This window comes from Ruegeria sp. YTSA219 (assembly GCF_059609985.1).
The window spans coordinates 1-26,451 of the sequence record NZ_JBXWMT010000022.1; the positions used below are offsets into that span (position 1 = coordinate 1).

The window sequence follows — 26,451 nt, forward strand, 5'->3', positions numbered from 1 at the left end:
CGAAACCATCATCTCAATGGATCACAGGCCAATGATGCACTAACAATCAAATTGAACCAGTCAGATGAGGCTGCTCAACGGGATCACTCAAATTCTTTGCGGAGTTGCACTACCGTTTTTTGGGTTTGCCCAAGTTAGCAACTGATCATTTTGGTGAATCGAACTGTGACAATTATAAGTTTCGGCTTTGCACCCCGTACTGCGCCTTCAGTTGCTGAACCGATCCGCAATACACGTCCAAATCAACCTCTGGGGCAATACCGGACACTCGCTCGTTCGTAGAGTGCTGCCAAAACTCCCATTGCGGAGCATCCGGTGCGGGTCTGGCTGCGTATTCTGCCAGCCAGACCGGGTAGTTCCCGAAACCCGAAGTCAGCTCAGTCTCCCAGGTGTTCAGATTGGCATATACCATCGGCACCGTTCCGAAAGCCCTCTGAACGCTGGTAAGCCATTCCAGCGCGAGGCTTCGATAGGCGGCCCCCTGTGCCGTCGGGACGCCTTCAAGATCGAGTGTAAATGGCAGGTGCAGAAGGCCGGATTTTCCAACCGGGCCTTTCGAAAGAACAGCCTGCACTGCATCGATAAAATTTGTGACCTGTGGCTTGGCCGGGTGGCTGATGTGAAGCAGGTGATAGGCGCCGCACAGGATACCCACCTCATTCGCGCCCAGTACATTTGGCTGAAAATACGCATCCTTGATGCTGACGCTTTCGGTCGCCTTTATCAGCGCAAAAGAAACACCCGAGGCTGCGACTTGCGGCCAGTTGATATCCCGCTGATGATCACTGACATCTATCCCTTTTGCCTGCGCCTTATCTGGCGCCGCTTTGGGAATCTGACCCGATGGTTTGCGAAACGACCTTACAATTTTGCCCAGCCTACATGCCATCAGATCGGCCTTTTCTATCTGTCATAACACCGCATCCAACCGACATTTGATCAGCCAATAGACCGAGATGTTGATTGCGCGGGTCTCGGTCTCGCTGGTCAGGGCCGACCCTTTAACGACGTTGCCCGAATTGGATTGGGGTGTGGGGGCGATAACCGGTTCCGGGCCTAACACTCCGTTTGAAACCGTGCTGTCGCTTTGTTCCAGCACATGTTGGTGTTGCTGGAGCGCAGACAGTTGCAGCGACCCTACCCCGTCATATTTCTGGTTCTTTTTGTCGGTTCGGTACCTCTGGTCCTGATCCTTATCGACTTTCCCGCCGGGGTCGACCCCGCGCAGAAAATAGCCCTGGTAATCAGGCAGTCGAAACTCTCCGTCCTTGCCTTTACCAAACAGATATCCGATGGCGGCAAACAATTCCGGATAAGCGGAAATCAACAGAGGTGAGCCGTCGCAAACCTTCCAGCCATACTGTTGCAGATCAGTGGTCCCGCCCGCCAGCTTTTTGGATTGTCCCAGAAGCTCCCCGGAAAAAGCGATCACCGCGCCAACCGGCATTCCCAATACCCGGCCCGGAGACGGACCCCAGCCTTGTTGTGGTTCAAGCGGTCCGCCGGGGGCGTTTGGTCGGGGCGGGGTCGGAAAGCCTGGCGGTCTCATTCTGAATCCGTCTGACCTGGCAGATCACTATCCGCACTCAGCATGCACATATGCGTGGGCACCTGAACCGTCCAGGATTGCGCATTGCCTTCATCGTCTTGTGTATGTTCCGATTTAATCCGGGCCACAATTTCGGCGTCTTCGGGCAGGCAAGGGGCAAGATGATCTGCATCCGGCCAGATCCGGCCGGTGCGCAGGAAATACAGGAAACTGCGCGCGTGCTTTCTGTCGACCGGCGCCAGAATGCGCACACGGTCAGCGCGCAGAAAATCCCGGAACCGCAGGTCGGGTACGGTCTCGCGCAGGGCAAGATCCGCGGGGTCGCCTGTCAGATCGCTGACTTCGTCCTCGATATCCATGAATGTGGCGATGTCGGACCACCCGACCGTTTGTTGCAAATAGTGCCTGATACGCGGCTTGGCATAATCCGGGGCCACGGCATCCTTCTCGGACCCGCTGAGGGTCAAGATTTGCTCCTGGGCCGCGGACAGGATTTCCGTCGTCATCGCCTTGTTCAGGAACGCAGGGTTCTGAGCCTCAATCGCAGCCACCTGTTGTTCCAGTTTGCGACGGTAACCCTCTAGCTGCCGCGCATACGCTTCCTTGATCAGCCTATAGGTTTCGAATTGCCAGTCGGAATAAGTCTGCGCCGACCGTTGGCACGTCACTTCAAGAGTTGCCGCAAAGAAACCGGTCAATTCGGTTTGCAAATGCATTGGTGCAGGATCGGGAACCGGCATATCCGGCGGAGAGTTGGGCTCGGACGATTGTGTGGCTGCGGTTTGCTTGAGGCTGCACAGAATGGTGAACCCAAGCGGATGGCCTTCATCTGCCGGAGAGGTTCCGGTTCCGAACCCTTTATCCAGCTGGGCGCTCAGCACCTGCGCGCCCGAGGCTTGGCTGACAGGCAGGCGCAGTGGCTGCGGTGACTTGTCCGCATGGCCGTTTGAACCGGGCGGGGCGGATTTGTCCCCCGCTTGCTGCGGTTGCAGGGCGACCGAGCCCACGATGACATGGGTTTCTGCGGGAGTTCCGACACTCATCACCGTTGCTGTTGCTTTGATGGGCTCAAAGCCTCTGGGGATCAGGACGGCGCCATCGGCCACTGGCGTATGGCTTTGCACCGTTTGGCTGACCACAAGCTTGAATGGCGGGGCCATACGGGTCTCTTCCACGCCAAATTCCTGAAACGCATCGAGATAAAATATCTTGCCATCGTCTGTCTTGCCAGTCTCATCGGTCAAATCCTGAAATCCGCTTATCCCAAACTCGCCTGGAGATTTCGGTGGGCGCAGATCAAGCTGCCAGGACCGGCGAATATGCCGGACAAGATTCTCACCCGGGCTGGGGACCATGATCTCAAAAATCAAAACCTCGCCCAGACTTTTCGTGCGCAAGCGAAAGCTTCTGTTCACCCAACGATAGATGCCGCGGATATCCGTGCCGTTCCGCCGATTGTCAAAGCGCGTCACATCCGAGTATTCGGTTTCTTCAACTTCGGATAACTCGCGCGTATGGCGCATTTCGCGTGACAGGTTTCGCACCGTTTTCTCGACGATGTCGCGGGCAAATTTCAGGTCGTTTTTCGCGAAGCCTCCGGCTGGCTGCTCTTGCACCCACCAATTCCCAGTAACACTCATCTTATTGCCATCTGTCGGCATTCCGTACTGGGTGTCGTAAGAGTTGACATGCGTGGTCGAGACATGGTCGGCCAACGTCTTTTGCACCTGATTGATCAGGTCCGAAACCGAGGTATCCTCGTCCCGCCGGGCAATTTTGGTGGTCACATCGGAATGTGCCTCATGGCTTTCGCGGCGCTGCAATCTCCGGTTTCGCGTCTCGCGCATTTCACCGCGCAGGACATTTTCGATACGCTGCACGTCGCCCAATTCATACCCAAGCGGCTGATACCGGATCGAACGGGCAAGCCCGTATGAATAGGCGCGCACCCAGCCGGGCTTTGTCAATTTCAGAGGGATCTGATGATCTGTATCCTTTGCTGCAACCGGCGCAGGTTTTTTCGGCTCGAATATGGAGCCAGGCAAAACCAGCGTCGCATGCATCCAAGCTTTGATCTGTTGTCCGGTGACCGGATCGGTCATCAAGCTGGCCTGCCCTCCTTCGGTTGCAGCCAGCGCACGGGTCAGAACGTGATGGGTAGTCAACACCTGAATCAGAACTGCAAGTTCGTTTTTTTGCCAGCCAGCCAAAAGGTTCAGCGCAACGATGCTTTCCCAGATGCGGGCCAGTTCCTTTTGCGCATCCGGTGCATTTGCCAGAACCTTGAATGCGGCCCATCCGCCCAGACGGGCCTTGATCAGATCTGTGATCTGGGCCAGCGAAAAATCCGGCAGCTCTCGCAGAGCCGGCCACAATTCAGGATATGAACTGAATGGCGGGCCAAGCGATTCAATCGAGGAGATGAACCCTTTGGGTTTGCCCGGTTCGGCCGCAGGCTGAGCCTTGCCGGATTGCCCCGCATCCGATGCCGGATGGGGCGAACTATCCCCACCTGGTGTATTGTCGGTGTTCGAGCTTGGATCCACGTAAGTAACCGCCAAAGCCTCCTGCCCTGACCTGTCCCCGGATTTTGAAACAAGGCTTTGCAGGAACACGCTGTTCGCCAGGATCTTTTGCGGAACTTCCATGAAACCCGCATCCAGCGCGCCCGGCGCTATCGACGGCCAGTGTTTCATATAGATGAAGGGGAACAGCTCATCCCAGTGCAGGTTGGCCCCTTGGGTGATCGGGCTCAGCCCTTCGGAATCTGGATCATCGCTGAAGGGATCACTGCCATCTCCGGCGTGATTGTGGCTTGGCTGATCTGGGTCATGCCCGTCATGTCCACCGGAACCGTTTTGCCCGGTGCCAGAGTTCCCACCATCATCGGCCCCGCCCCCTGCTCCGGAATCGGGCGATGGAATATGGCTTGGCTTGCCAAATTCAGACATGAAACCCTGAAAGCGCCAGACACGACCGGTCTCGGGTTCTTGCAGAGCCAAAGCCCCAAGGACCTGCTGAGACAACGGCGTACTCAATCCGCTTTGCCAGGTCAGGGTACCGGTCAACCGCTCACCGGTTTCGAACAGCACATTCAGCGGCGTTCTTTCCTTGTACCTCAGAACAGGGCCGCGCACGGCCTTGCCCGGTGTCTTGGTGAAAAAGAACTGGACGGTCACGAATTCCGGGGGATCGGCACCATGCGGATGGGTTTCGAAATTGGCCACCAACTGGTTACGCAGATCCTCGAACGGCACATCCATCCAAATGAGTTTGGGGTCCTGGCTGGTCATGCCCGTTAAGCGTCTTCCACCGCCAACACGACCTCAAGCTCGCTGATCGCCTGCAGTGAACCCTTAGTCAGCTTGCTGGATTTCAGGCCACTGATTTCCAGACGCTCGATATCCAGTTGCCAGACATCAACACCGGTATGGATATTGTCAAAAGGCGCGTGCGGAAAGAATGCCTCGATCTCGGTGTATTCATACAGGTTGTCCTGAATCACGGCCAACATCGCGGCGCGAGCCTCGGCCAACACCTCAACCATATAGTCGCGAATGCGGTCCAGATCCGCGTCGGACACTTCTGCGAAATAAACCGCGGATCGCGTGCCATCTTCGTCGAAACGGGTCACGACTTCGGTCGCCGGGGCGAGCAATATCTCATGCTCGCCCTCGATTGACACAGGCCCCTTGTCTGCCGCTTCTGGGGGAAGGAACTCGATAAGCGCACCGCAACAATCAATCAGAATTTGCTGGCCGGCTTCGGCAATGAAGTCATCATCCTCCCAAAGCTCAATAGCGATTTCAGGATCAACCTGAGCATATGGCAGAGCATAGCGCCCGCCGCCCTGCAGTTTCTGACCTTCGGGGAAAATTTGACCCCCATTTCCACGCTGGAAAAAGGTCAAGATAGGTCGACGAAACATCAGAAACCGACCAGAGCGGGTATGTACGAGTGCATAAACCTGAAAGGCCATGTGTCTTCTCCTCCGATATGTTAATTCGGGCTGTTGGTGACTTAGTCCAAACCCAATACGCGACGGACGCGGCTCAGCTCGCGGTCATGAACAGTCAGAGCATCCAGAAACAGAGAGACCGCAACCCGGTTATCCGCAGAATAATGCCCGCCCAGAACATGCTCCAGCGCAGCCGGGCAGTGGTCATAGGCATCCGCGATATTGTCGACGCTCAGCGCGCGCATCCCAGTACGCAGAACCTTGTCGCAATAGGCGGCAAAGCTGGCGTTCAGGTCGTTGATCACGATCCGCTCGGTTTTAGGTGAGGTCGACGGCTTGTACGGCTCGTAAAGTGGCACCCAGCTTTCGGCGCGCCCCAGATGGGTCGAGGTGGGCGGATAGCCATTGGCGGTCATGAACATCGTACAGCCAAAACACGAGGCCAGCTTGGTGGTACAGTCACCAACCGTAATTTCATAAGGCGTGCAATGCGGGCCCAGATGATAGGCCTTGTAGATCGCCTGGATCATACCGTGGGTATAGCCCTTAACGCCTTCGTCCCCGCTTTCATCGACGAAATTCATACCCTGATCAAAGCGCATAATATTGGTGATCTGGTCCGACCGGTTTGTCGCCCCGTGATCGGGTTCCCCTTCCTTCGGAGCATCCTGCGCCAGATCGCCGCCAATGATGCCCCAACCAACGCAGTCATGGTCATGGGTATCGCGACGAACGCGCGGGTTCCACAGGGCAGAATCCTCGGGCGGCAACCACCGAGGGTACCATCCCTCGAAAATATTGTCGTCATGATCGCCCGCATCCAGATCAGGGATATGGAACCGCGCGCTTGGCATTGGACCGACCGGATCGGTGTCGCCTTCGACATTTCCGTTATCGACAAACCCGGTATAGGCCCCCAGCCCGATATACTGATAAGCGGGGTCGCGATCCCTTTGCTTGATCTCATCATATAGCACCTGCCCCTTGTCACTGAGGTGGTGTTCGGGGTGGCGGATATCGCCCTCGGTCGGAGGCTCATGCCCGGCCAAGCCATAAACCCCAACGATCACAGCGCCGGTTTTATGATCGACGGCCGTCCCTGCCCTAACAGAATGACCCTGCATGTCGATTTCCAAAGCGGCCAGCTGTCCGATTTTCTGGGCGGCTTGCTGAAGCTGATCCCATTCGCGGGACCATTTGTCGGACCTGGGCATCTCGTCAGAAGGTTCCATTGAAAACTGCACATCGACATTGGCCCGGATCTGTTCGATCGAATGACCTACGATGGCGGCGGCAACGATATAGTCCGCTTCAAGCTTGGGATCAGCACCGCCGTTGGTCAGGATTCCGGATGTACGTCTGTAAGCCATCAATTCACTCCTCCAAAGTTTCGCCCGCTTGGGGCGTCATGAATATTGAATGTCGTAACCAACAAAATTGATCGGATCGGAATTCGGACCCGGCGTGCCGCCATACATGGCGACGCGCATTGCCTGGACCTGGTGCAGATCAAAACTGGCCACACCCGGACCTATTTCCCGGCGGTCGATCCGAAAACCCTGCCGCGTTGTCATATCGGCCGCAAAGTTCAGCCGGTCCGGAGCCCGGAGCACGCATTCTCCCTGCAAAGGCAGGCGGGTTTCGGTCAGGGGAAAGCCGCAGCGCACGACCTGCACCTTGTGCAACCGATGCCCTTTTGGAACCGTGATGGTCAGGTCAATCCCGTCGCCTTTGCGCCGGGGTTCGATCGTTGCCTCGCCACAGACAACTTTGCGATCCACCAGAACATCGGGCGAGATATTGCCCTCGCAGGTGACGAACCTGACCGACAGGGTCAGATCAATCTGAAAGCTTCGGTACCAGCGATACGGGCATTGCAGAACAACCTGCCAGGTTAATGGCCTGATGTGCTGGTCGTGATCCAAACAGTCCCAGAACAGGCCAACCCTGCGCACATTGGGGTTTAATGATCGGTTCTCAAATACGAGTTGGGTTGTCATCGCGCCACCCTGACGAATCTGTGTTATGAACTCGACGGCGGCGGCGACAGCCTCATAATAAAACCAAGCTGTTGAAACCCCGGCTCCAGGCCGGATTTCAGACGCAACCTCAAGAACTTTCCATCCGGCTCGCCACTGATTTTGACGTGGCCGACCACTGTGAAATCTGTTTTTCCCTTATCGCCCTTGGACGTTGACGCTTTGGTATCACTGCTGGACTTGGGTTTGGCCGGTTTGGGAACTTCAACCCAGCCATCACTGACCGCAAGAGCCTGAATTTTGGATGAAACCCCGTCCTTAGAATATGTGTAGTCAGTGAAGGTGACGGTTACGTCCTCAAATTTCCCGGCATCGTCCACCTTGTACTGGACCGAAATCTGAAGCCCGTTATAGGGGGGCTTGTTGCGCCCGGTCTTATGGAAATCGCCAGATTGCCAAACCTGTTTGATGGGCTTCAAACTGTCTTTCTTGTCCGCGTCATCCTTGGGTTTCGAATCCGGCTTTTTGGGATTCGCGGGCTTTACCGGCGTCGGGGTATCAGCGGCAGCCTTCTGATCGCTGTCTTCGTCGCCCTCAGACCGTTTGCGTTTTAGGGCGATTGTTGTGTCGGCAGTTTTGGTCATGACACACCTCCTCTTTCCATAGCTCCGTCAAGCGGTGTGCATCCTGCGGCTAGTAATCCGCCGCAGGGCGCGTTTACGCATTGATGTTTGCCAGCTGGAAATCAAAGGGGGTAGAGTTTTTGCCAGGCCCGCCGCCCGACATCACGATATCAGCGCTTTGGATGCCGAACAGATTGATCTCGGTGTTGATCTGACTGATGATCGCCGAGTCCATGACCTGGCCCTCTTCGATCTGCGACACCACGCCGATATAGATGGTCGGGTGGAACTGAAAGACGCCCTTCTGCCCCGGTGCAAGGTTGGTCTTGGCGGCCAGAAGTTTGCCTTCGCGATAGATATTCGCGTTGATCGATCCCATGGTCAGGTTGTTGCGCAGCTCGACCTCATTCGGCGACGTTGCCGGGGTCTTGGCCAGGCGCAAGATATCCCCGCTGGTGTCTTTGACCATTTCGTAGGCCTGACCGTCATAGGCCGTCATCTGCGGCGTATAGTTCCCATAGCTGTCCGAGGCCGAAACCTGAAACTTCAGCGGGTATTTGAAGGGGTGATAATCCAGACGCCCCAGGTTTTTGATGACTTTCCACGCGATAGCGAGTTCGCCGAAATCTTCGGCCACGTTTTGCTGGAAAATAACGATCGATGAATTATTGGCATCATCCGAGTGATTGACCAATCTGAGTTGAATATTTTCGGTAACCAATTTCAGATTCCTTCCATTAGCGGTTCTTGTCGAGAACGACAAAATCGTGAATCAATGCTAGCTGAGAACTCTGTAATTCGATCTTTGCAGGAATCATCATTTCCTTTGATCTTTGCACTGTTAGACCCCTGCCCGCGGTAACCGGTGCACACTTTGGCCAGCCTCGCGCGCGCAGGAGCATGCTCATCCAGGACGTGTTTTGGGTGATGCTTAGTTCATCGAATTGCGATAGCGCCGATACTCTGACGGCGAGACGTCGAATTCCCGTTTGAACGCGGTCGAAAAGTTATTCGCATCCTCGTAGCCAACTTTGAAGGCGATGTCCTGAATGCTGTGCTGCCCCTCAAGAACCAGGGCCGCTGCATAGTTCAACCTGTAGCGCCGAAACCAAGCCATGGGGCCAACGCCGAACTCTTCCTTGAACCGCTTGGACAAGGTGTTCCGGTTTGACCCGACCACTTGCGCCAAGGCGTCAATGCCGCCTGTAAATTCGGGCTCGGTAGAAAGGAAATTACAAGCAGCATTGACCAACGTATCTTTTGAAAAGTACTCGGCAGAGACATTCTGTTTCATCAATGCTCGCGCCGCACTGAATCTGTGCTGGATTTCGCTGGTGACAAATGGATAGGCAATATAGTCGCTGTATCCTTGCGAATATACTTCGGCACGCGCCGTCGACAAACCCAGGTTGATCAGTGCAAAACTGTGCTGGCGCTTATGCGACCCGGCAGGTTTTGGGGCATTGGCCGGCACAAAACGCTTCAGGCACTGACGTACAACGATTGCTTTTTCATGGTGAGAAATGCCTGTGCTTTCTGCATCGTTCGACACGCGGTATCCCATAGACCTTTCAACTATGCTGCGAAATTCGGACAAAAGGCGCGGTGTAAACTCCAAGCAGATCACTCGGTCACGATCATAAGGACTATGCATAAAATTCCCCATCCAAAAAACTTCTGAAAATTTTGTAGGGCGCCACGCAGAGTGCGACCTCTGCTGATCTGAAAAATCAACTTGAGTCGCTGAGCCGCCACCACAACTTTCGATTGAGTACAAAAGGTCTGGGAACTTCTGTTAACTTATTCACATATTGCATTATTAGACCAATCCAATACGGCATTAACCATAAATGAGTGGCAAATTGCAAAGGGGTCTCCTTGCCAGCCAGACCAAGCTATGCCTTCTTCTGCCAACGCAATGGGAGACATGGCAGATGAGCGAAGCGGTCAAGCTGACACTGGATGAGATACGAAACCTAAGCCTGACCATTCTGTCCGGATCCGGATACGGGCCGGACCATGCAGCGGCCATCGCGGATATGCTGGTCACCTGTCAAATTGATGATTGCCAGTCGCACGGCCTGTTCCGACTGTTCATGTGCAATGACACCATGAAGGCAGGCAAGATTGACGGAAATGTCGCGCCAGCCATTACCCAATCGGATAACGCCATCGTTCGGGTCGATGCTCGCGGAGGTATGTCCCTGCTGGCATTTCATGAGGCACTTCCAATTCTGATCGAGAAAACCCGAACCCATGGTATTGCAGCCATGGCCATCAATCGCTGTTTTCATTTCTCTGCGCTCTGGCCCGAAGTGGAGCGGCTATCTGCTGCCGGCCTTGCGGCGATGGCGATGGTACCAAGCCATTCCTGGGTTGCCCCAGCCGGCGGCACCCGCGGTTCGTTGGGCACCAACCCGCTGGCATTCAGCTGGCCGCGACAGGGCAAGGATCCCTTCACCTTTGACTTCGCAACAAGCGCCTTTGCCCGTGGCGAAATCGAACTCTATCGCCGCGCAGGCAAGCCCCTACCCGATGGCGTAGCAATCGATAAGGACGGCAACCCAACCAACGACCCGCAGGCTGCGATGGAGGGTGCGATGTTGACCTTCGGCAGCTACAAGGGTTCGGCCCTGTCCATCATGATCGAACTCTTGGCCGGTCCGCTGATCGACGACCTGACCAGCCTGGAAAGCATGGAGTTTGCCGGCAACTCAGGCGGCGCCCCCTATCATGGTGAAATCCTTCTGGCCTTCGATCCGGGGCATTTCAGTGGTGGCCGAATAGACCCGAACGATGCAAGGGCAGAACGCCTGTTCGCTGACATCACCGATCAGGGCGCGCGCCTGCCATCTCAACGCCGGTTTGCCGCCCGGGCCCGTAACACGGAACGCGGATATGTAAAGATTGCCAAAACCCTCTATGACGATCTGCAAGAGTTGGCCCAACGGATTTAGCCCCCTTCCCCTCAGCAAAGCAGCTGGCTAAGAAGTCTCTCCGAACGACTGTCAGGAGGCCCCATTGGACCGCATCGCCCGCACCATCGCCACCGAGATCAACGCCCGACCCGATCAGGTAGGGGCCGCAGTAAAATTGCTGGACGAAGGCGCGACTGTGCCCTTTGTTGCGCGCTACCGCAAAGAAGCGACAGGCGGTTTGGACGATACCCAACTGCGCACCCTGTCAGAACGCCTGACCTATCTGCGCGAATTGGACGCCCGGCGCACAACCATCCTGAATTCGATCAAGGATCAAGGCAAGCTGACAGATGATCTTGCAAAATCCATTGCGCTGGCTGGCACCAAAGCACAGTTGGAAGACATCTACCTTCCCTACAAACCCAAGCGGCGCACCAAGGCAATGATCGCACGCGAGAACGGGTTGGAACCTCTGGCTGACGCAATTCTTGCAGACCGGTCTGTCGATCCCGATACCCTTGCCCAATCCTACCTGTCCGAGGCTGTTCCGACCAGCAAGGATGCCCTGAACGGTGCCCGCGACATTGTCACCGAACGACTAACCGAAAACGCCACCCTGTTAGGCGAACTGCGCAGCTTCATGCAGCGCGAGGCGCTGCTGACCTCAAAGGTGATTGATGGCAAACAACAGGATGGCGCGAAATTCAGCGACTATTTCGACCATTCCGAGCTGTGGGCCAAAACGCCGTCTCATCGGGCCTTGGCGATGCTTCGCGCGTCAAAAGAGGGCATCGTGACATTGGACATCGCGCCGGACCCCGAGACCGGCGCTGCTCGGGCGGAAGCGATCGTCGCATCACATCTGCTAACCCGCACGGATTCAACTGCCGATACTTGGTTACGCAAGGTGGCCGGTTGGACCTGGAGGGTAAAGCTCTCGCTGACGATGATGGTTGACCTGATGGCCGACCTCCGCAGCCGTGCCCAGGACGAGGCGATTTCTGTTTTCTCTCGCAATCTCAAAGATTTACTTTTCTCTGCGCCAGCTGGCGCCCGCCCAACCTTGGGGCTGGACCCTGGAATACGAACAGGTGTCAAAGCAGCGGTTGTCGATGCAACTGGCAAAGTGGTTGCAACTGAAACTATTTATCCATTCCAACCCAAGAATGACCTTCGAGGCGCGCAGGCCACAATCCTGCGCCTGATCGCCCAGCACGGCATTGAGCTTGTTGCAATCGGCAACGGAACAGCCAGCCGCGAAACCGAAAAGCTGGTTGGTGATACGCTCAAGGATTTGCCCAAGACTGTCAAAACCCCCACCAAAGTTGTCGTCTCGGAAGCCGGAGCGTCAGTCTATTCCGCATCCGAACTGGCCGCCCGAGAGTTCCCGGATCTGGACGTTTCCCTTCGCGGAGCGGTTTCAATCGCCCGTCGCTTGCAAGACCCTCTGGCCGAGCTGGTGAAGATCGAACCAAAATCCATTGGGGTCGGGCAATATCAGCACGATGTCGATCAATTTAAGCTTTCGCAATCACTGGCATCTGTCATCGAAGACGTTGTGAACGCCGTTGGGGTTGATCTGAATACTGCTTCTGCCCCATTGCTGTCGCATGTGTCCGGGTTAGGCCCGGGGCTGGCAGAATCCATCGTGTTGCACCGCGACATGAATGGTGCCTTTCAATCTCGTGCAGAGCTACTGAAGGTTGCGCGCCTTGGCCCCCGCGCATTCGAACAATGCGCAGGCTTTCTGCGGATACGCGATGGGGCCGAGCCCCTTGATGCGTCCTCGGTCCACCCCGAAGCTTATTCCGTGGCCCGGCGCGTTGTTGCCGCATGTGGGCGGGACATTCGGCAAATCATGGGGAATGAAGGGGCCCTGAACGGCCTGCGCGCCGAACAGTTTGTTAACGACAGTTTTGGCCTGCCCACGGTTCAGGACATATTCTCCGAGCTTGAAAAACCCGGTCGTGATCCCCGGCCAGATTTCAAAACAGCCTCGTTCGCTGATGGCGTGGAAGAGATCAGTGATTTGAAACCTGGAATGACCCTGGAGGGCACAGTAACCAATGTCGCGGCATTCGGCGCTTTTGTTGATATCGGTGTTCATCAGGACGGGTTGGTGCATATCAGCCAACTGGCAGATCGGTTTGTCAAAGATCCCCATGATGTCGTCAAAACCGGCCAGGTAGTTAAGGTACGGGTCGTCGAGGTGGATGCGCCGCGAAAACGCATCGGTCTGACGATGCGCAAGGATGGTGGCATTGAAACCCGGCAAAAGCGCGTTCAAAGCAGCGACCAATCGCGGCAAAGCCATACAAAACAAAAAGAAACACAACGCGCAAAAAACGGCAATAATGCGCAGCAGGGGGCACTTGCAGATGCGCTGAAATCTGCGTTCAAGAAACAATAATCTGCTAAAGGGTATGCACCCCCCTGCCCTTACCGCGATCAGTCGAAAGCGTCTGGCTCTAGCTCTTGCCAGAATTCGAAGATTGCGGTTGCGTTCAGCCCCGAGCGCCACGCATGCGCTCGGAAATGCTCGCGGTCCAGGTCGTTGTCTAGACCGGCAAGAAACAGTCTTTTATCTGCGTCCCTCTGTGTCGGGTTTCGCCGCGAAACCAGCTCTTCTACGATCGAGAGTTTCCGCGCCCGCTCCTCCCGCTCGGCTACCCGTTCGGCATAGGCTTTGTCTTCAACCGCCACTTGGGCCTGCCTCGCCTGCGCTTCTTCCAGTGCTTCGGGGCTGGGCTTCGCTGGCTGTTCCGGTTCAGGTGGCTGATAGTCATCGCGCAATGCAGCCGACAGATAGCCCAATGTGGATTTCACTCCGCCCTTTTGCCTTACGTAATCAAGTTTCTGCGCGACGTAGTCTTCACCATGTTCGGAAATCCACTGTCGGGCCAAACGATCCGAGACCCCTTGATCACGTAGCTTCGTGTACACCTGCATATTCCGAGCACCGTCACTGTCATCAATTTCGAACATCGCCTTTTGCGGGTTTCCCTTAATCCGAAAGCGAATATCGGTGACCGTCCGGCCTTTCTTTTGGAACTCGGGTTCGATCAGAATGTCCGAGCTTTTGTTCACCTCGGCAACCGCCGGTTTGATGATCTTGGCGTTGAGATGTTTGAAGCTGGTATAATAGTCGCTGCCATCTACCCCCATGAGCTTTCGAAAAACGTCCAAGGCCAACCAACCTGTCGACCCGATGCGCACAAAGCGATAGCAGTTTTCATACAGTGCCAATCCGTGCCCAGAACTAAAGTTGCGCTGAATCTGAACGTTGATCAGCGCATAGATTTTGGGATCATACAGCTTCTGCGCCAGCGCCGGTGAGTAGGCATATTCACAAACACCATTCTTGAGCTTGGCAAAACTCAGCAGAGAGGAAACACCCCATTCCTGACGCCCCTGCTCATCCAACATGTCCCATTCAGCGACAGTCTCGGCCAGGGCGCGCAGGCTTGCACGCAAGGTATCAAAATCGTTCGAGTTATAGCCAACCATCATCGCCAGAGTTCGTGCATCGATGGTATGGGTCTGTGCAGATGTCAGCGCATCATAGGCATTGAGAAGCAGGACATTCGACAGCTTTCGCTGAAGCAATGTCAACTTACCGCTGATGTGAATCGCGGCGACGTTCTTTTTCACCGTTTCCCTTCGCAAGGCTCCGGATAGGTGATCCATGTCTATTTGTGTTTCCGGCATGATTCTGCCTGACTGCTCTTTTTTGTATTTCTGCCATGAAAGGTACCTATCAATCAACTTCTATTAGGTGCCCAAATACAGGATCAGGCTCATCCCGAAAACGGGTACCCTAAACAGATATACCTAAACTTATCCCCACACCTATCATCGCGAGCCCGTCATAAGAACGACTCAGACAGGATCGAACGTACTGGAAACGGCTTTGTAAGTGTCTAATAGCGTCGAAGATCCACGTCCCTGCGAATCGGTGCCCTTGTTCCTGTCGAATGGTTCCTTTGGTCCCGTATCTGGGCACCTTTGATCCCGGAATCGGATACCCCAGGAACTGTAAATGGGTCCCTAATGTGGTCTAACTTGTTGTTATAATTATCATATTCTTAATCTAAATCTCTTAAAGACTCTATAAATAATAAACTCTTTGTTGGCGTGTTCTATCATTTTTCTAGAGTTTCGTGGCGAAACCCAGCCTTGCGCGCAAAAACTGTGGAAAACTTCCGATAGCAGGATAGCTTTAGAAGATAATGTTCGCTACATTCCTAAATATACGCCGCTAAGGCGAACATCCTCTGAGGCAACGACAGTGAACAAATCAAACCAACCTCCGCTACCGCCATATCTGAATCTTGATCCCGCAACAGCGGCCGGGAAGTTACCTGATCCTATAGGCACCTCTCGATTCGCAAAAGCAGCGGCATTCTGCGCCAAAGGCCGTGAGGATCTTGCCCGCCGAGGTTATGCCCCTGATGGGGAAAAGCGGCTACGTAGGTTTTCAATCTGGGAAATAACTAAGTACCTAATTCCGGTTGCACCTGCGCATCTCCGCCGTGTCCTCAAAGCACATCCTGATCTTCCTCAAGGCGAGGGTGAAGCCGGTTCAAAATGGTTCACTTTGGAAGAGGTCCTGACCTTGCGCCAGCATTTTGCGGCTGAAGGCGTCAGCACGAAGGAGTATCTTCCCTACCGGCCTGAAGGGCTTCCGGCAAAGGTTGTTTCCGTTGCAAATTTCAAAGGCGGTGTTGGAAAAACCTCGACCGCCGCCCATCTGGCCATGTCCGCCGCCTTGGACGGATACAAAGTTCTGGTCATCGACCTCGACAGCCAAGGATCCATGACGTCGATCCTTGGCGGGTCCGTCGCAGATGAATGGCAAACTGTGTTCCCCTTGATCGCGAAGGATTATGCTCGGGCGGTGCAGGAGGAAAACCGCGTGCGCAATGCGGCAGGTCAACCTGAAATTCCATTGGATGAGACCTTGCAAGAGGCGCTTAAAACGACCCCTGGCGATGTAATTCAGAACACCCATTGGCCAAATATTGATCTGATAGGTGCGCAGTTGAACCTTTACTGGGCCGAGTTCCAGATCCCAGTGTGGAGGATGGGGCTGAGAAGTTGGCCTTTGTGGGACGGCCTGACCAATTTCCTCGAGGATGAAGGTATCCTCAACGATTATGACATCGTCTTTCTCGATACGCCTCCTGCACTTGGGTACCTTACGATCAATGCACTGGCTGCAGCAGATATCCTTCTGGTTCCGCTTGGAGCTTCGTTTCTGGAGTTTGATTCAACGGGTCGGTTCTTTGACATGCTCTATACGACCTTTGCCAGTATCGAGGATGGTGAAAACACGGCACAACGCGCAGCTGGCTTGCCTGAGCTCAAGTTCGAATGGGATGTTGTACGCGCAATCATCACCCGGTTTGATGCCAGTCAGCAAACAGACATGGCGAACGTAATTCAGGCCTATTTCGGGGATTTCATGAATGCCTACCGGCAGGACTATACTGCTTTGGTCGGGCAGGCTGGTGAGCAGGTGAATGGGATCTACGAAGCCGACTACCGTGATTTTAACCGGGATACGTATGTTCGGGGTCGGGAAACGTTTGACCGGACTTACGCAGAATTCAAAGAGGTTCTGATCGGTTGCTGGTGGCGCGACGCTCAGATGGGAGGAGAGGCAGATGGCTAAACGCAGAAGACTGACCGCACCGGACACAACAGAGCTCGAACAGCTTGAAGCGGGTTTCGCGGCGAAACCGTCGATCAGCCCGTTTGAAGCAAGCTCGTCCGCACCTCCAATAGCTCAGGTTGCGGCGGAGGCCGCTACCTTGGGTGGCATGGCGTCCGTGACAGACAGAGTCGCTTTGGCCCAGGACCAAGGTGATGCAGCTCGATGGCGCGATGCACAAACCGCCGGTTTGATTGCGGAAAAAATATCGCTGGATCAGATTGATCCGGATTTCATCCGCCGTGACCGGATGGTTGAAGACGAAGAAGCCATGGCGGAACTGTTGGAATCGCTGCGCGTTCACGGCTTGAGAACGCCAATCGAGGTGAGCCGGGTCGGTGACAGTTTTGGCCTGATCTCGGGCTATCGGCGTCTGGAGGCCTTCAAGCGGCTGTCCCAAAGTGATGCTCGGTTCATCGAGATTCCTGCATTTGTCCGTGAGGCTGGAACAGGGCAGGGCGCTTACGTCTCGATGGTGGAAGAGAATGAGCTGCGCTCGAACCTCAGCCCTTATGAACGCGGGCGCGTCGCGGTTCTGGCGGCAGGGCAGGGGGTTTTTGCTTCAACCGAGGCCGCTGTCGATGTGCTTTTTGCCGCAGCGTCCAAAGCCAAACGGTCCAAGGTCCGTAGCTTTGCTATGGTGCATGAAGCGTTGGGGGATTTGCTGCAGCATCCCGTGTCGTTGTCAGAAAAGGCCGGACTCAAGCTTGCTTCGGCATTGCGGGACGGGGCACAAACCAGATTGCGTCAGGCATTGGCTGGCGCCGGCCCGTTGGATTCCAAATCCGAATGGGGTCTGCTTGAAGCTGCGATCAAGGGCGTGCCGGACGCGGAAAAAGCTAAATCGCGAGGCGGGCGCCCGCAGCAGGTGCAACGATTGACACCGATTGTCCTTCCCACAGGCGGCACAATTCAGGCCGAGGTGACATCTGGGGAACTCCGCCTCAGGATACGCGGGCGGGAAATTTCAGTTGATGAGGCTCAAAAACTGATCGACCAGATTGGCAACCATCTGGGCTAGCCCTTTGACGAGACCGGGATAGATCGATCTCGTCGCCAAACAAATCAAAGAGCTGACTGGATTGGTTCGCAGAGGCGAGTTCTACTACTGTCAAGGTAATGATCAAAATGTGGAATAAATGATCATTGTGAATTCAAGATCCTTTGGAGGTGCTCGCTAGGGATGTGTCGCAAACTTTTGCAACGACCATAGGCAGTCAACTACCGGAGGTTCTGTCGCAAACTTTTTAGATGGCAAAGCATCAGTGGATTTGGCGAGCAGTTTATCCCGCCAGTTGGATGAACTGCTGAAACGGACGGAGTCCGGGCGTGAATTGACCTTTGCGGATCATGTTGACCAGTTCTATGCCTGGCAGGACAGATGCGGTTGAAGCGAAGGATTTGAATCCCAGCATGGGTCTGATCCTTCGTTTGATAAATCGGTGATCCTGTTCAATGATGTTGTTGAGGTATTTCCGCCTGACCATATCGATTGGGATCGGACAACCAAAGCTCTTGAGCATCTTGTTGATCGCTTTGCTGCCAGCTGTATTGGCACCACTTTTGTCGATGACGATCTTGCGTGGCAATCCGTTCACCTCAAGCGCGGGGGCGAAGAACTTCGTCGCAGCGGCTTTATTCCGGCGCTCAGACAACATGAAATCCAGTGTCTTGCCGTGTTTGTCGATCGCTCGGTAAAGATAAACCCATTCGCCTTTCACTTTCACATAGGTTTCATCCATGCGCCACGAACGGTCTGTGGGACGCTTTCTGTACCGCGCTGCTTCAGCAATGAGGCCTGCGTATCGAATAACCCAGCGGTTCGGCGTTGCGTGATCCAGATCAACGCCACGTTCCGCCATGATTTCTCCCAAATTCCGGTATGAAACAACGTAGCGCAAGTAGAAGAAGACCGCGTGCAAGATGACGTCTTTCGGAAAATGTGCGCCCTTAAATGAGATCGTCACGGCCTGCTCCTGTCAAGTTCTAGCGCGCTACCAGAAATGCACTCGACCTGACAGGTAAGGACAAAGTTTGCGACGGAACCATTGCCGCCTGTAAGAACGCAGGCGCCGCTTGAGTGCTGGTGCGCGCGTGAACTTACTCCGAGGGCATTGGACGGCATCGGGGAATCCACATCCAGTGTGACTGGCCCATATGCTGCGCCTCTCATGTGGGGGCATCCGAACGAACAAGTGTAGAGCCGGGCTTTCAATAGACCAGACAACGCAAATTTGCTTCGCGAACCTGAAACAGAGCCTCCCGTGTTGCGGGGGAGATGGGTGCGCGAAAAAAACCATAGATAGGAAAGAACCATGAAACACGCAGAAATCGATGCCATCCTGGAAGTTCACAGACTGGCGTTTGGAGAAACAGAGGGCGAAGTAACCGCTCAACTCGCCAAGGACTTCCTCAGCCACCCGGACACGATCTCGATTAGTGTCAAACGGGACGGGCAGATTGCAGGCAACGTGCTGTTTACGCCGTTCGTCTTCCAGGACCATCCGGACACAAAATGCTACCTGCTCGCACCTTGCGGCGTGTCGCCGGTGTATCAAGGCCATGGAGTTGGCAAGGAGCTGATGGAAACCAGTATCGAACACCTGAAGTCCATTGGAACGGATGCTGTGTTCGTGCTGGGCGTCCCCGACTTCTACCCCCGGTATGGTTTTGCCCCAACTGACAAACAGACGCCTTATCCTGATCTGTTGACGGCGCATGAAGCAAGGATGGCCCTTGAGCTGACAGCCGGAACGGTCGAGTGCTTGAACGGCACGACGATGGCGATCCCTCAGTTCATGCAAGCGCATTGGTGGGACACCTCAGGGCGCGAGTGACGCAAATACCGAGAACCAGACATTGGGCATTGATTGTTTAATGTCTGGTTTGTCCCGTATAGCAGACATCGGCGCTCCTCATTGTGAACTCTCGAATGTCTGCTGAGAGCCCATAGCGTGAATACGATTTTCACGCTGCGCGTGCTCGCAACGCCAATTTCACTCCGTCGTCTTTGTGTCCCATGCTGGGCATCCAGCATTCGACTTGGACACCTGCCTCAAAACGACTCAGCGGATCACGTGGACAGAACAATTGGCGTGGTGAACGACCCGGTTCGCAGTCGACCCAATAAACATGTTCTCGATCCCCGGCTTGTGTGAGGCCAGCACGATGCAATCGATGCCATTTTCATTTGCGAAATCAACGATCGCTCGGCCAGCGCTCCCCGAGATAAGCCGCGGTTTCGCCCCCGGTAGCTCTGCAGCGTTCCGATGTATGCCCTCCTGAAGCTCTTTTCGCGTGTTTGCCAGAACTTCCTCAGGTATCTGGGATGCCACATATGCAGGGATCGGCTCCTGCACATGGAGCACTGTGAATTCCGCATCGGCACTCGCCAGCAAACGAGCAGCTTCAAATGAGGCCTGTGTATCGTGATCGTTGTCAAGCGCGACTGGAATCAGAATGTTCTTATACATGTTAGTCACCTTCGATTGCTCCAGCTACGATCATTCCGGCCTCCGCGGTGATACGGCACTCTAAACCGGTTCGGATTTCGAAGACTTACCCGCTTTCTTTGCTGTGCTTGCAACATCATCTATTGTTTTTTCCACAGCTTCGGCTTCGGTTTCCGCTGCAAATGCTGCACATCGGGCAACTGTTTCGAACCATTCCTGAGCGTCAGCCACGAGGCGTTCGGCTGAATGCTTCTGCCACTCTGCTATGGATTGCAGTGCTTTCGCCGGATCAGTCGGGTCTGCAGCAGACGCCGAGCGCGCAGCTTCTAGCGCGGTTCGAACAGCCTCGTGGCGCCTCTCAAACCAATGTTGAGCAAAGGCCTCTGCCTCTTTCAGTGATTTCTCCTGCGTGTCCCAGAATTGCTCAAGCTGTGCGCCTAAAAACGGATTGGCCGTAGTAGTCGGCTGCATCTGCTTGAAAACATCAACAAGTGGGTTGGAGTAACTTGATTTTGGCTTCTCTTCAGGCATCGGAGATTCCTCCTCATCTTCCCAATGCTGAATGTTACCAAATCCCGTAGAAAATAACCTTAATGTAGATCAACCGGCGTCAACAAACGTGGGCAGTGGTGCTCTACAATCTAATGGCAGCATTTGTACCAACCTACTCGATTTGAATAGACTCCAGATAATAGATCACATTTGCCAACGGCACACCTGCGAACATTGGCTGGCCGTCAGGCATGGTCAGCGCAACTTTTTGGTCCGAATCCAAAGCTGGTCCAAAAATGGGCATTTCTCCGCCATGCGCGAGCAATGGTGCGCGACCATCAATTTGACGCGCCACCTCCTCAATCGGAAAAACACCGTCGTTTTGGGCCGCAAGCCTGGTCAGATCAGGCGTCCTTATTGCCAGCATCTCCGCCATTGGACCATCCCCAGTGGCCTCAAATCCATGGCATTGCCAGCAATAGGTTCTGTAGAGATTGTGCCCGTTTTGAAGGTCAATATCCTGCGCCAGTGCAGCACTTGCAGCAAATATTGACAAAAGAAGTCCGCGATAAATTGGCATTTGTTCCTCCTCGAACGTCAGCATTTCGCGTTTAGACTACGCGGTATTGAGCGAACGCTTCATTGATCTCGCTCATATTCAGCCTTTGAGTACCAGCTGGGAAAAACTGCGACGAAAGTAAGTACACTGCAGTCGGTTCCGCTTGGCTGGTCGGTTCTTGGCGACCAATGACATAGATCAATTCAAAAAGGTACATTACATAGTAAAGCATGAATGTTTCAGCGGGATTGCCGTTCATCGCCTGCATCCAAATCAAACATGGTGATAAGCGGAATTGCAAAAGCGTGGAAATTCCACCGCAGGGGCTCGGAATGAATGGTGGCGAGCCCCTCGTTAGTGGCTGGTGTACTTAACCGCGCTGTAGCTCGGTACACAGGCGTTTGTTCATTGAGGAGTGAAGCCAATGCATACGGCCGATCCACCGACACCTAAACTCCGACGCGCGCTTACTGCCCCGTTGCTTACGCTTTACGGACTAGGTGTCACCGTTGGTGCGGGAATCTATGTGCTTGTCGGTGCCACCGCCGAGGTCGCTGGTCCTTACGCCGCTGTTTCGTTTCTCATTGCAGCTCTCGTCGTTTCGCTGACGGCTTTGTCGTACGCCGAACTCGCGACACGTTATCCTGTAAGCGCGGGAGAAGCGGCATACGTCGAAGCGGGGTTTCAAAGAAACTGGATTGCCGTGTTGGTGGGTCTCGCCGTCGCTGCTTCGGGAGTGATATCGGCTTCGGCCGTTGCGATTGGAGCGGCCTCCTATCTTCACACCCTGACCAACCTTGGCACCACGTTGCTTACGATCGGCATCGTGTCGGTTATGGGACTGATTGCACTCTGGGGCATCGCGCAATCAGTATTTGTGGCGGCAGTGATCACGATCATCGAGATTTCGGGGCTTCTGTTTGTGATTGGCTGGGGCATGTCCGTGCAGGATCCGCAAGGCTATGCGTTCAGCGAGACGATTCCAGGTTTTGAGATCAACGCTTGGCGGGGCATTTTCGCGGCGTCGCTTCTGGCTTTCTTTGCCTTTGTTGGATTCGAGGACATGGCAAACGTCGCCGAAGAAGTAAAAGACCCAGTTCGCACAATTCCTAAGGCAATTCTGCTGACGCTCGTTCTGGCGACGGGTCTGTATCTGGCGACCTCAATTACGGTCCTGCTTGTTGTTCCTATCGATACCTTGTCGACGTCGACTGCCCCGCTTGCTTTGGTTTTTTCAAATGCACCCGAAGTAATCAAACAGGGGTTTGCCGCAGTCGCAGTCGTTGCAACAGTCAATGGCGTCCTGATCCAGATGATAATGGCGTCGCGGGTAATCTACGGTCTTGCCGACCGGGATCATCTGCCGAAAATACTGGCGAGTGTCCCGCAGGTAACCCAGACACCAGTCGTCGCAACCCTGCTGGTTGTGGCGCTAATCCTTCTACTGACCCAAACACTGCCGATCGGCACCCTAGCAGAACGCACATCTCAGATCGTCTTGGGGGTGTTTGTGCTAGTCAATTTCTCGCTGATCTTTTTGAAGTTGAAACCGGATTCAACCCGACAACATTTCCACGTACCTCTTGTCGTGCCAATCCTTGGTGTTCTGACCAGCACCCTACTTTTTGGCGCCGGGTTTCTTTGAGAGAAAATCCGACGGCGTTAGGTCGCCAGAACGGGATCCGAATGACATATGAACACTGATCGACCTACACTTGGAAGGCGGCTCTCTGACTGGTGGCACCGGACATTCGTTGATCTGGTCGCGCAATTACAATGGTCCTACATGCCACCGTTAATGGTGTACTTCGCGGCCGGAGTTTCGGGACTGACATCCGTCGTTGGCGCGTTTTTCCTCAAGGACTATCTGAATCTATCTGCTGCTTTCGTGGCGGGCTTGGCATTTTGGGCCGGATTGCCCTGGATTTTGAAAATGCCGCTTGGGCATCTGGTGGATCTGTTCTGGCGTTGGAAATCGCTGCTGATATTGGTTGGCGCGTCTCTTATCACGGCCTCGTTGCTTATCATGTATGGACTTGTGACCGCGCCTGCCCAGATGGCCGGGGTCATGCTGCCTGAGCATTGGTATGTCGTTGCCTTGATCCTGGCACCTTCTGGTTATGCCATTCAGGACGTCGTGGCAGATGCCATGACGGTCGAAGCGGTACCACAAACCAACCAAGACGGGTTCGCGTTTACGCATGAAGAAGTTCGTGCCCGCCACACTACTATGCAGACCCTGGGCAGGATTGCGATCATATCCGGGTTTGCGGGAGTCGCAGCGGTTAACATCTGGATTTTTTCGGGCGCGGAGGATCTGGAGAAAAGCGATCGTTTGGTTCTCTACGGTCAGGTCTATCTCGTCGCTCTGGTTGTCCCCTTACTGTCGATCAGCGGAGTGGTTCTTCATGCTCTGATACAGCGTCGCCTCGTTAGTCTTGGGCACCTTCTACACAAACCGGATCAAGCCACCGAAGTAAGGTGGCCAATACTGCTGGGAGGTCTCGCGTTTGTTGTACTCAGCGTTGTGTTGGGAACCGCAAATTTCGCCTTTGCGCAAGAGACTGTTTTTGCGGTTTCGCTCACGGTCATTCTCTATCTCATGTCACGGCTGCTAAGGGAACTGGAGTCGAAACAGGCCAAGGTTCTGATCGGGACGGCGACAATCATTTTCGTTTTTCGCGCGGTCCCGTTGCCTGGTCCGGGATTGACCTGGTTCGAAATCGACGAGCTTGGGTTCGACGAACAGTTTCTGGCAATTCTGGCGCTCCTGACCTCACTACTAGCGCTGCTTGGCCTGATCATCCTCAGACCGTTTATGGCCAGTCGTTCCATCGCGCAGGTGGTGGTACTGCTCACCATTGCCGCCGGAGTGCTGGCCCTGCCTAACCTTGCTTTATACTACGGAGTGCATGAATGGACGGCCGCGCACACAGGCGGGGTTGTGGATGCAAGATTCATCGCCATACTCGACACAGCCGTCGAGTCACCGCTGGGTCAGATCGCGATGGTCCCGATGCTGGCCTGGATCGCACGTAACGCCCCGACACATCTCAAGGCGACCTTTTTTGCTGTCATGGCGTCTTTCACCAACATGGCATTGTCGGCAAGCAGCTTGGGCACAAAATACCTAAACCAGGTATTTGTCGTGACTCGTGTCGTGACCGAACCCAGAACGGGTACAGTTGCATCCATCGCTGACTATAGCCACTTGGGGAATTTGCTGATTACCGTGGGCCTGATCTCTGTCATAGTCCCACTGATTATGGTTTTTCTTGTGCAAAATTCACCATATCGGACAGGCGAATGAATACGCGGATCAGTCGCTTTCATTGAGAAGTGTCTTGAGGTGCGACACCGGAACGCCAATATTCGAACCACCAAACTCGGGTAAGATCGCGGCGTTGATCGCAACCACCTTACCGTTTCGGTTCAACGCAGGTCCCCCGCTTCCTCCAGATGTGGTCTCTGCATCATAAACAATGGCGCCGGGACTGGTCTGGGCTACGATTCCCCGGCTGGCCAGGGGTCGGATTTTATTTTGTTCCGAAAGATGGGTCGCAATTGTCCAGAAATCCACGGCGCCTTTATTCTCTAGCGTTTTCAGAAAGCCCGGACCGGCCTGCGCGATAAGAGCCTTCAGGCCGGTTGGATATCCAAGCAGGAAAACTTCCTCTCCCGCTCGCGGTGGCTCATCTGCAAGTAACAGCCCAAGACCCCGAACGCGTGTGGCGTCGATAGAGAGAAGCGCCAGATCTGCGGTTTCGCTTGCTTTATGCAAGACAGCCTTAATTGGCACAGTTTGATCAGGCAAATAGACCAGCAAACTCAGCATCTCGGCCTCCAGCGCTGCGGCCTGAAGGGCTTGTGCACGGTCGCCAGTCGTCCAGGGCAAGGCAACATGACGGTTGGTCACCAACAGAGGCGGGTCCTGTAGAAGAAACCCGGTTCCAGTAAACTGAAACTCAGCAGGTTCGCCCATCGCATCTGGTTCGAGCCACGGTTGTCCAAATGGCGTTTGCAGATTCTTTCCATCGGGGCCAACCACATGCCGCAGCAATTTCCCGCTTTTGATCTGCCGCAATCCATAGGCGCCCTGGACGAACGCGACGGAACGCGTAGAGGCTGTGATAATCCGCGTTGATGCGCCTGCGCGTTCCTCCAGCGTGCCAAGACGCTGCTCAGTGGACAGCACCTGACTCTCGAATGCGTCTTTGAGTGCACCCAAATCCTCTGGCGTCAACGAGTCTTCCCGGGTCTGTGCCAGCATAACGGCAACTGCTTCGATCTTTCGGGATTCTCGTTCCAGGCTGTCCGCCAGCTTCCTGTCGTTCTGAAACAGTAAATACCCAAATACGGCGATCAGAAGGATTGCGCCAATAACGGTGATCCTGAAGAGAATTGTGGTTTGTGATGTTAGCCGACGCCCACTGTCGCGCAGTGCACCGGAAATTTTCCTTGGAAAGGGTCGACGGCTTGTTCTCGCATATGCGTACGCGTCGCTTAGGATATCCTCGACCGTGCGATGTGCAGGGAATGAGTGTTCGCATACCCTGTAGCGGGACATCGGGCCTTTTTCGCCGAATTCGATCATGTCACCGTGCCTGAGGTCAGCCGAAGCGACCTTGTGACCGTTGACCCAGATATTCCGATCAGACAACGCGTTTAACGTGTAACCGTCATCTGACCACTGAAGAGTCGCAATGTCTTCGTCATAAGCTGGCACATCTTCTTTCGGTCTCAGCCTCAAGGTACGGTCCGGACTGACCGAGGCCGACACAGCGTTGTCGGCAAGCCAGACTACGGTCCCGCGGGACGGGCCAGTCAAGCTCTCCAGGAATGCGCGGACATTACCGGTATCAACTCCTGTGTCGCTTTGGTCCGGTGTCCGCATGGCCCATCTCTGTTTAATAGCGCTATACCCACTCTATCATGGGCAAACTCGAAACTTCCACGTTTGGCAATAAAGCACACATTCAGAGTATGCCCGGAAGCGGTTCTCCGGCGGTTAATTGTTACCGTCGAGTTAATTGCAAGTAGGTGATTCCATCAGGAGAAGTCCAATCACCGACCGACCAGCCTTCTGTACATGTTGACCCGATCTTGGTGAACGTGCGTGCGCTTCAAATTTGCTTACTTGGATGAGACCTTGATCTTACGCAAGCGGGTGTTCTGTCAGCCGCCTAGTTTGGCTCAGGTGCAAAAACT

General features: G+C 54.6%; 23 protein-coding genes. 7 read left to right on the top strand and 16 right to left on the bottom strand.

Features of this window, described 5'->3' with window-relative positions; genetic code table 11:
• Positions 1–172 precede the first annotated feature (172 nt).
• From AC2FFB_RS19365 to AC2FFB_RS19405, 9 genes are all read right to left on the bottom strand, one after another.
• Positions 173–889 carry a glycoside hydrolase family 25 protein gene (locus AC2FFB_RS19365; RefSeq protein WP_496714435.1) on the bottom strand — a complete coding sequence of 239 codons (717 nt, stop codon included), beginning with the start codon at positions 887–889 and terminating at the stop codon, positions 173–175.
• A gap of 21 nt (positions 890–910) precedes the next feature.
• Positions 911–1,549: a tail fiber protein gene (locus AC2FFB_RS19370; protein ID WP_496714437.1), complete on the bottom strand. Its 639-nt coding sequence runs from the start codon at positions 1,547–1,549 to the stop codon at positions 911–913.
• Positions 1,546–4,842: a hypothetical protein gene (locus AC2FFB_RS19375; RefSeq protein ID WP_496875317.1), complete on the bottom strand. Its 3,297-nt coding sequence runs from the start codon at positions 4,840–4,842 to the stop codon at positions 1,546–1,548. Before AC2FFB_RS19375 ends, AC2FFB_RS19370 begins: the two co-directional genes overlap by 4 nt.
• A 5-nt stretch (positions 4,843–4,847) precedes the next feature.
• The gene (locus AC2FFB_RS19380) at positions 4,848–5,528 is read right to left on the bottom strand and encodes a hypothetical protein (protein ID WP_496875318.1); all 681 of its coding nucleotides are present in this window, start codon (positions 5,526–5,528) and stop codon (positions 4,848–4,850) included.
• Positions 5,529–5,569: 41 nt separating this feature from the next.
• Positions 5,570–6,877: a hypothetical protein gene (locus AC2FFB_RS19385; protein ID WP_496690555.1), complete on the bottom strand. Its 1,308-nt coding sequence runs from the start codon at positions 6,875–6,877 to the stop codon at positions 5,570–5,572.
• Positions 6,878–6,913: 36 nt separating this feature from the next.
• Positions 6,914–7,507, bottom strand: a complete 594-nt coding sequence (locus AC2FFB_RS19390; RefSeq protein WP_281973906.1) for a hypothetical protein — start codon at positions 7,505–7,507, stop codon at positions 6,914–6,916.
• Positions 7,508–7,530: 23 nt separating this feature from the next.
• Positions 7,531–8,130 carry a hypothetical protein gene (locus AC2FFB_RS19395; RefSeq protein WP_271952480.1) on the bottom strand — a complete coding sequence of 200 codons (600 nt, stop codon included), beginning with the start codon at positions 8,128–8,130 and terminating at the stop codon, positions 7,531–7,533.
• A 73-nt stretch (positions 8,131–8,203) separates the two neighbouring features.
• On the bottom strand, positions 8,204–8,830 hold the full coding sequence (locus AC2FFB_RS19400) for a hypothetical protein (RefSeq protein ID WP_142640307.1): 627 nt from the start codon (positions 8,828–8,830) through the stop codon (positions 8,204–8,206).
• Between the two features lie 210 nt (positions 8,831–9,040).
• Positions 9,041–9,673 (bottom strand): helix-turn-helix transcriptional regulator, encoded by a 633-nt coding sequence (locus AC2FFB_RS19405; RefSeq protein ID WP_496714442.1) that lies wholly within the window; start codon positions 9,671–9,673, stop codon positions 9,041–9,043.
• Positions 9,674–10,043: 370 nt separating this feature from the next.
• Here AC2FFB_RS19405 and AC2FFB_RS19410 point away from each other — a divergent pair, with 370 nt between their 5' ends.
• Together AC2FFB_RS19410 and AC2FFB_RS19415 are read left to right on the top strand one after the other, a co-directional pair.
• Positions 10,044–11,066: an Ldh family oxidoreductase gene (locus tag AC2FFB_RS19410; RefSeq protein WP_496710114.1), complete on the top strand. Its 1,023-nt coding sequence runs from the start codon at positions 10,044–10,046 to the stop codon at positions 11,064–11,066.
• 64 nt (positions 11,067–11,130) lie between these two features.
• Entirely contained in the window at positions 11,131–13,437 is a 2,307-nt protein-coding gene (locus tag AC2FFB_RS19415) for a Tex family protein (protein ID WP_496690556.1), read from the top strand.
• Between the two features lie 38 nt (positions 13,438–13,475).
• Here the strand turns inward: AC2FFB_RS19415 and AC2FFB_RS19420 are convergent, their stop codons facing one another.
• Positions 13,476–14,735: a replication initiation protein gene (locus tag AC2FFB_RS19420; protein ID WP_281995019.1), complete on the bottom strand. Its 1,260-nt coding sequence runs from the start codon at positions 14,733–14,735 to the stop codon at positions 13,476–13,478.
• Positions 14,736–15,315: 580 nt separating this feature from the next.
• Here AC2FFB_RS19420 and AC2FFB_RS19425 point away from each other — a divergent pair.
• Positions 15,316–16,701 (top strand): AAA family ATPase, encoded by a 1,386-nt coding sequence (locus tag AC2FFB_RS19425; RefSeq protein WP_496691397.1) that lies wholly within the window; start codon positions 15,316–15,318, stop codon positions 16,699–16,701.
• Positions 16,694–17,761 (top strand): ParB/RepB/Spo0J family partition protein, encoded by a 1,068-nt coding sequence (locus tag AC2FFB_RS19430; RefSeq protein ID WP_496875319.1) that lies wholly within the window; start codon positions 16,694–16,696, stop codon positions 17,759–17,761. Before AC2FFB_RS19425 ends, AC2FFB_RS19430 begins: the two co-directional genes overlap by 8 nt.
• Before the next feature lie 262 nt (positions 17,762–18,023).
• Here AC2FFB_RS19430 and AC2FFB_RS19435 read toward each other — a convergent pair whose 3' ends face one another.
• On the bottom strand, positions 18,024–18,707 hold the full coding sequence (locus tag AC2FFB_RS19435; RefSeq protein ID WP_496690558.1) for an IS6 family transposase: 684 nt from the start codon (positions 18,705–18,707) through the stop codon (positions 18,024–18,026).
• Between the two features lie 348 nt (positions 18,708–19,055).
• Between AC2FFB_RS19435 and AC2FFB_RS19440 the strand changes: the two genes are divergently transcribed.
• The gene (locus AC2FFB_RS19440; protein WP_496875320.1) at positions 19,056–19,577 is read left to right on the top strand and encodes a GNAT family N-acetyltransferase; all 522 of its coding nucleotides are present in this window, start codon (positions 19,056–19,058) and stop codon (positions 19,575–19,577) included.
• A gap of 228 nt (positions 19,578–19,805) precedes the next feature.
• Here the strand turns inward: AC2FFB_RS19440 and AC2FFB_RS19445 are convergent, their stop codons facing one another.
• From AC2FFB_RS19445 to AC2FFB_RS19460, 4 genes are all read right to left on the bottom strand, one after another.
• Positions 19,806–20,213 carry a universal stress protein gene (locus AC2FFB_RS19445; protein ID WP_496875321.1) on the bottom strand — a complete coding sequence of 136 codons (408 nt, stop codon included), beginning with the start codon at positions 20,211–20,213 and terminating at the stop codon, positions 19,806–19,808.
• Between the two features lie 60 nt (positions 20,214–20,273).
• Positions 20,274–20,723: a phasin family protein gene (locus AC2FFB_RS19450; RefSeq protein ID WP_271952496.1), complete on the bottom strand. Its 450-nt coding sequence runs from the start codon at positions 20,721–20,723 to the stop codon at positions 20,274–20,276.
• A 133-nt stretch (positions 20,724–20,856) separates the two neighbouring features.
• The gene (locus AC2FFB_RS19455; protein ID WP_496690561.1) at positions 20,857–21,264 is read right to left on the bottom strand and encodes a c-type cytochrome; all 408 of its coding nucleotides are present in this window, start codon (positions 21,262–21,264) and stop codon (positions 20,857–20,859) included.
• A 31-nt stretch (positions 21,265–21,295) separates the two neighbouring features.
• Entirely contained in the window at positions 21,296–21,511 is a 216-nt protein-coding gene (locus AC2FFB_RS19460; RefSeq protein WP_142636020.1) for a hypothetical protein, read from the bottom strand.
• A 156-nt stretch (positions 21,512–21,667) separates the two neighbouring features.
• Between AC2FFB_RS19460 and AC2FFB_RS19465 the strand changes: the two genes are divergently transcribed.
• Complete coding sequence (locus AC2FFB_RS19465; RefSeq protein ID WP_281973017.1) at positions 21,668–22,888, top strand: APC family permease; 1,221 nt, start codon at positions 21,668–21,670, stop codon at positions 22,886–22,888.
• 48 nt (positions 22,889–22,936) lie between these two features.
• The gene (locus tag AC2FFB_RS19470; protein WP_496693698.1) at positions 22,937–24,553 is read left to right on the top strand and encodes an MFS transporter; all 1,617 of its coding nucleotides are present in this window, start codon (positions 22,937–22,939) and stop codon (positions 24,551–24,553) included.
• A 9-nt stretch (positions 24,554–24,562) separates the two neighbouring features.
• Here AC2FFB_RS19470 and AC2FFB_RS19475 read toward each other — a convergent pair whose 3' ends face one another.
• Entirely contained in the window at positions 24,563–26,137 is a 1,575-nt protein-coding gene (locus AC2FFB_RS19475; protein ID WP_496693697.1) for a trypsin-like peptidase domain-containing protein, read from the bottom strand.
• Positions 26,138–26,451 lie beyond the last annotated feature (314 nt).

Coding starts and splice junctions, on each gene's coding strand:
- AC2FFB_RS19375 (WP_496875317.1), bottom strand. CDS start 4,842: ATGACCAGCCAGGACCCCAAACTCATTTGGATGGATGTGCCGTTCGAG.
- AC2FFB_RS19390 (WP_281973906.1), bottom strand. CDS start 7,507: ATGACAACCCAACTCGTATTTGAGAACCGATCATTAAACCCCAATGTG.
- AC2FFB_RS19475 (WP_496693697.1), bottom strand. CDS start 26,137: ATGCGGACACCGGACCAAAGCGACACAGGAGTTGATACCGGTAATGTC.
- AC2FFB_RS19405 (WP_496714442.1), bottom strand. CDS start 9,673: ATGGGATACCGCGTGTCGAACGATGCAGAAAGCACAGGCATTTCTCAC.
- AC2FFB_RS19470 (WP_496693698.1), top strand. CDS start 22,937: ATGAACACTGATCGACCTACACTTGGAAGGCGGCTCTCTGACTGGTGG.
- AC2FFB_RS19385 (WP_496690555.1), bottom strand. CDS start 6,877: ATGGCTTACAGACGTACATCCGGAATCCTGACCAACGGCGGTGCTGAT.
- AC2FFB_RS19365 (WP_496714435.1), bottom strand. CDS start 889: ATGGCATGTAGGCTGGGCAAAATTGTAAGGTCGTTTCGCAAACCATCG.
- AC2FFB_RS19420 (WP_281995019.1), bottom strand. CDS start 14,735: ATGCCGGAAACACAAATAGACATGGATCACCTATCCGGAGCCTTGCGA.
- AC2FFB_RS19450 (WP_271952496.1), bottom strand. CDS start 20,723: ATGCCTGAAGAGAAGCCAAAATCAAGTTACTCCAACCCACTTGTTGAT.
- AC2FFB_RS19445 (WP_496875321.1), bottom strand. CDS start 20,213: ATGTATAAGAACATTCTGATTCCAGTCGCGCTTGACAACGATCACGAT.
- AC2FFB_RS19465 (WP_281973017.1), top strand. CDS start 21,668: ATGCATACGGCCGATCCACCGACACCTAAACTCCGACGCGCGCTTACT.
- AC2FFB_RS19410 (WP_496710114.1), top strand. CDS start 10,044: ATGAGCGAAGCGGTCAAGCTGACACTGGATGAGATACGAAACCTAAGC.
- AC2FFB_RS19455 (WP_496690561.1), bottom strand. CDS start 21,264: ATGCCAATTTATCGCGGACTTCTTTTGTCAATATTTGCTGCAAGTGCT.
- AC2FFB_RS19370 (WP_496714437.1), bottom strand. CDS start 1,549: ATGAGACCGCCAGGCTTTCCGACCCCGCCCCGACCAAACGCCCCCGGC.
- AC2FFB_RS19430 (WP_496875319.1), top strand. CDS start 16,694: ATGGCTAAACGCAGAAGACTGACCGCACCGGACACAACAGAGCTCGAA.
- AC2FFB_RS19395 (WP_271952480.1), bottom strand. CDS start 8,130: ATGACCAAAACTGCCGACACAACAATCGCCCTAAAACGCAAACGGTCT.
- AC2FFB_RS19380 (WP_496875318.1), bottom strand. CDS start 5,528: ATGGCCTTTCAGGTTTATGCACTCGTACATACCCGCTCTGGTCGGTTT.
- AC2FFB_RS19440 (WP_496875320.1), top strand. CDS start 19,056: ATGAAACACGCAGAAATCGATGCCATCCTGGAAGTTCACAGACTGGCG.
- AC2FFB_RS19460 (WP_142636020.1), bottom strand. CDS start 21,511: ATGCAGGCGATGAACGGCAATCCCGCTGAAACATTCATGCTTTACTAT.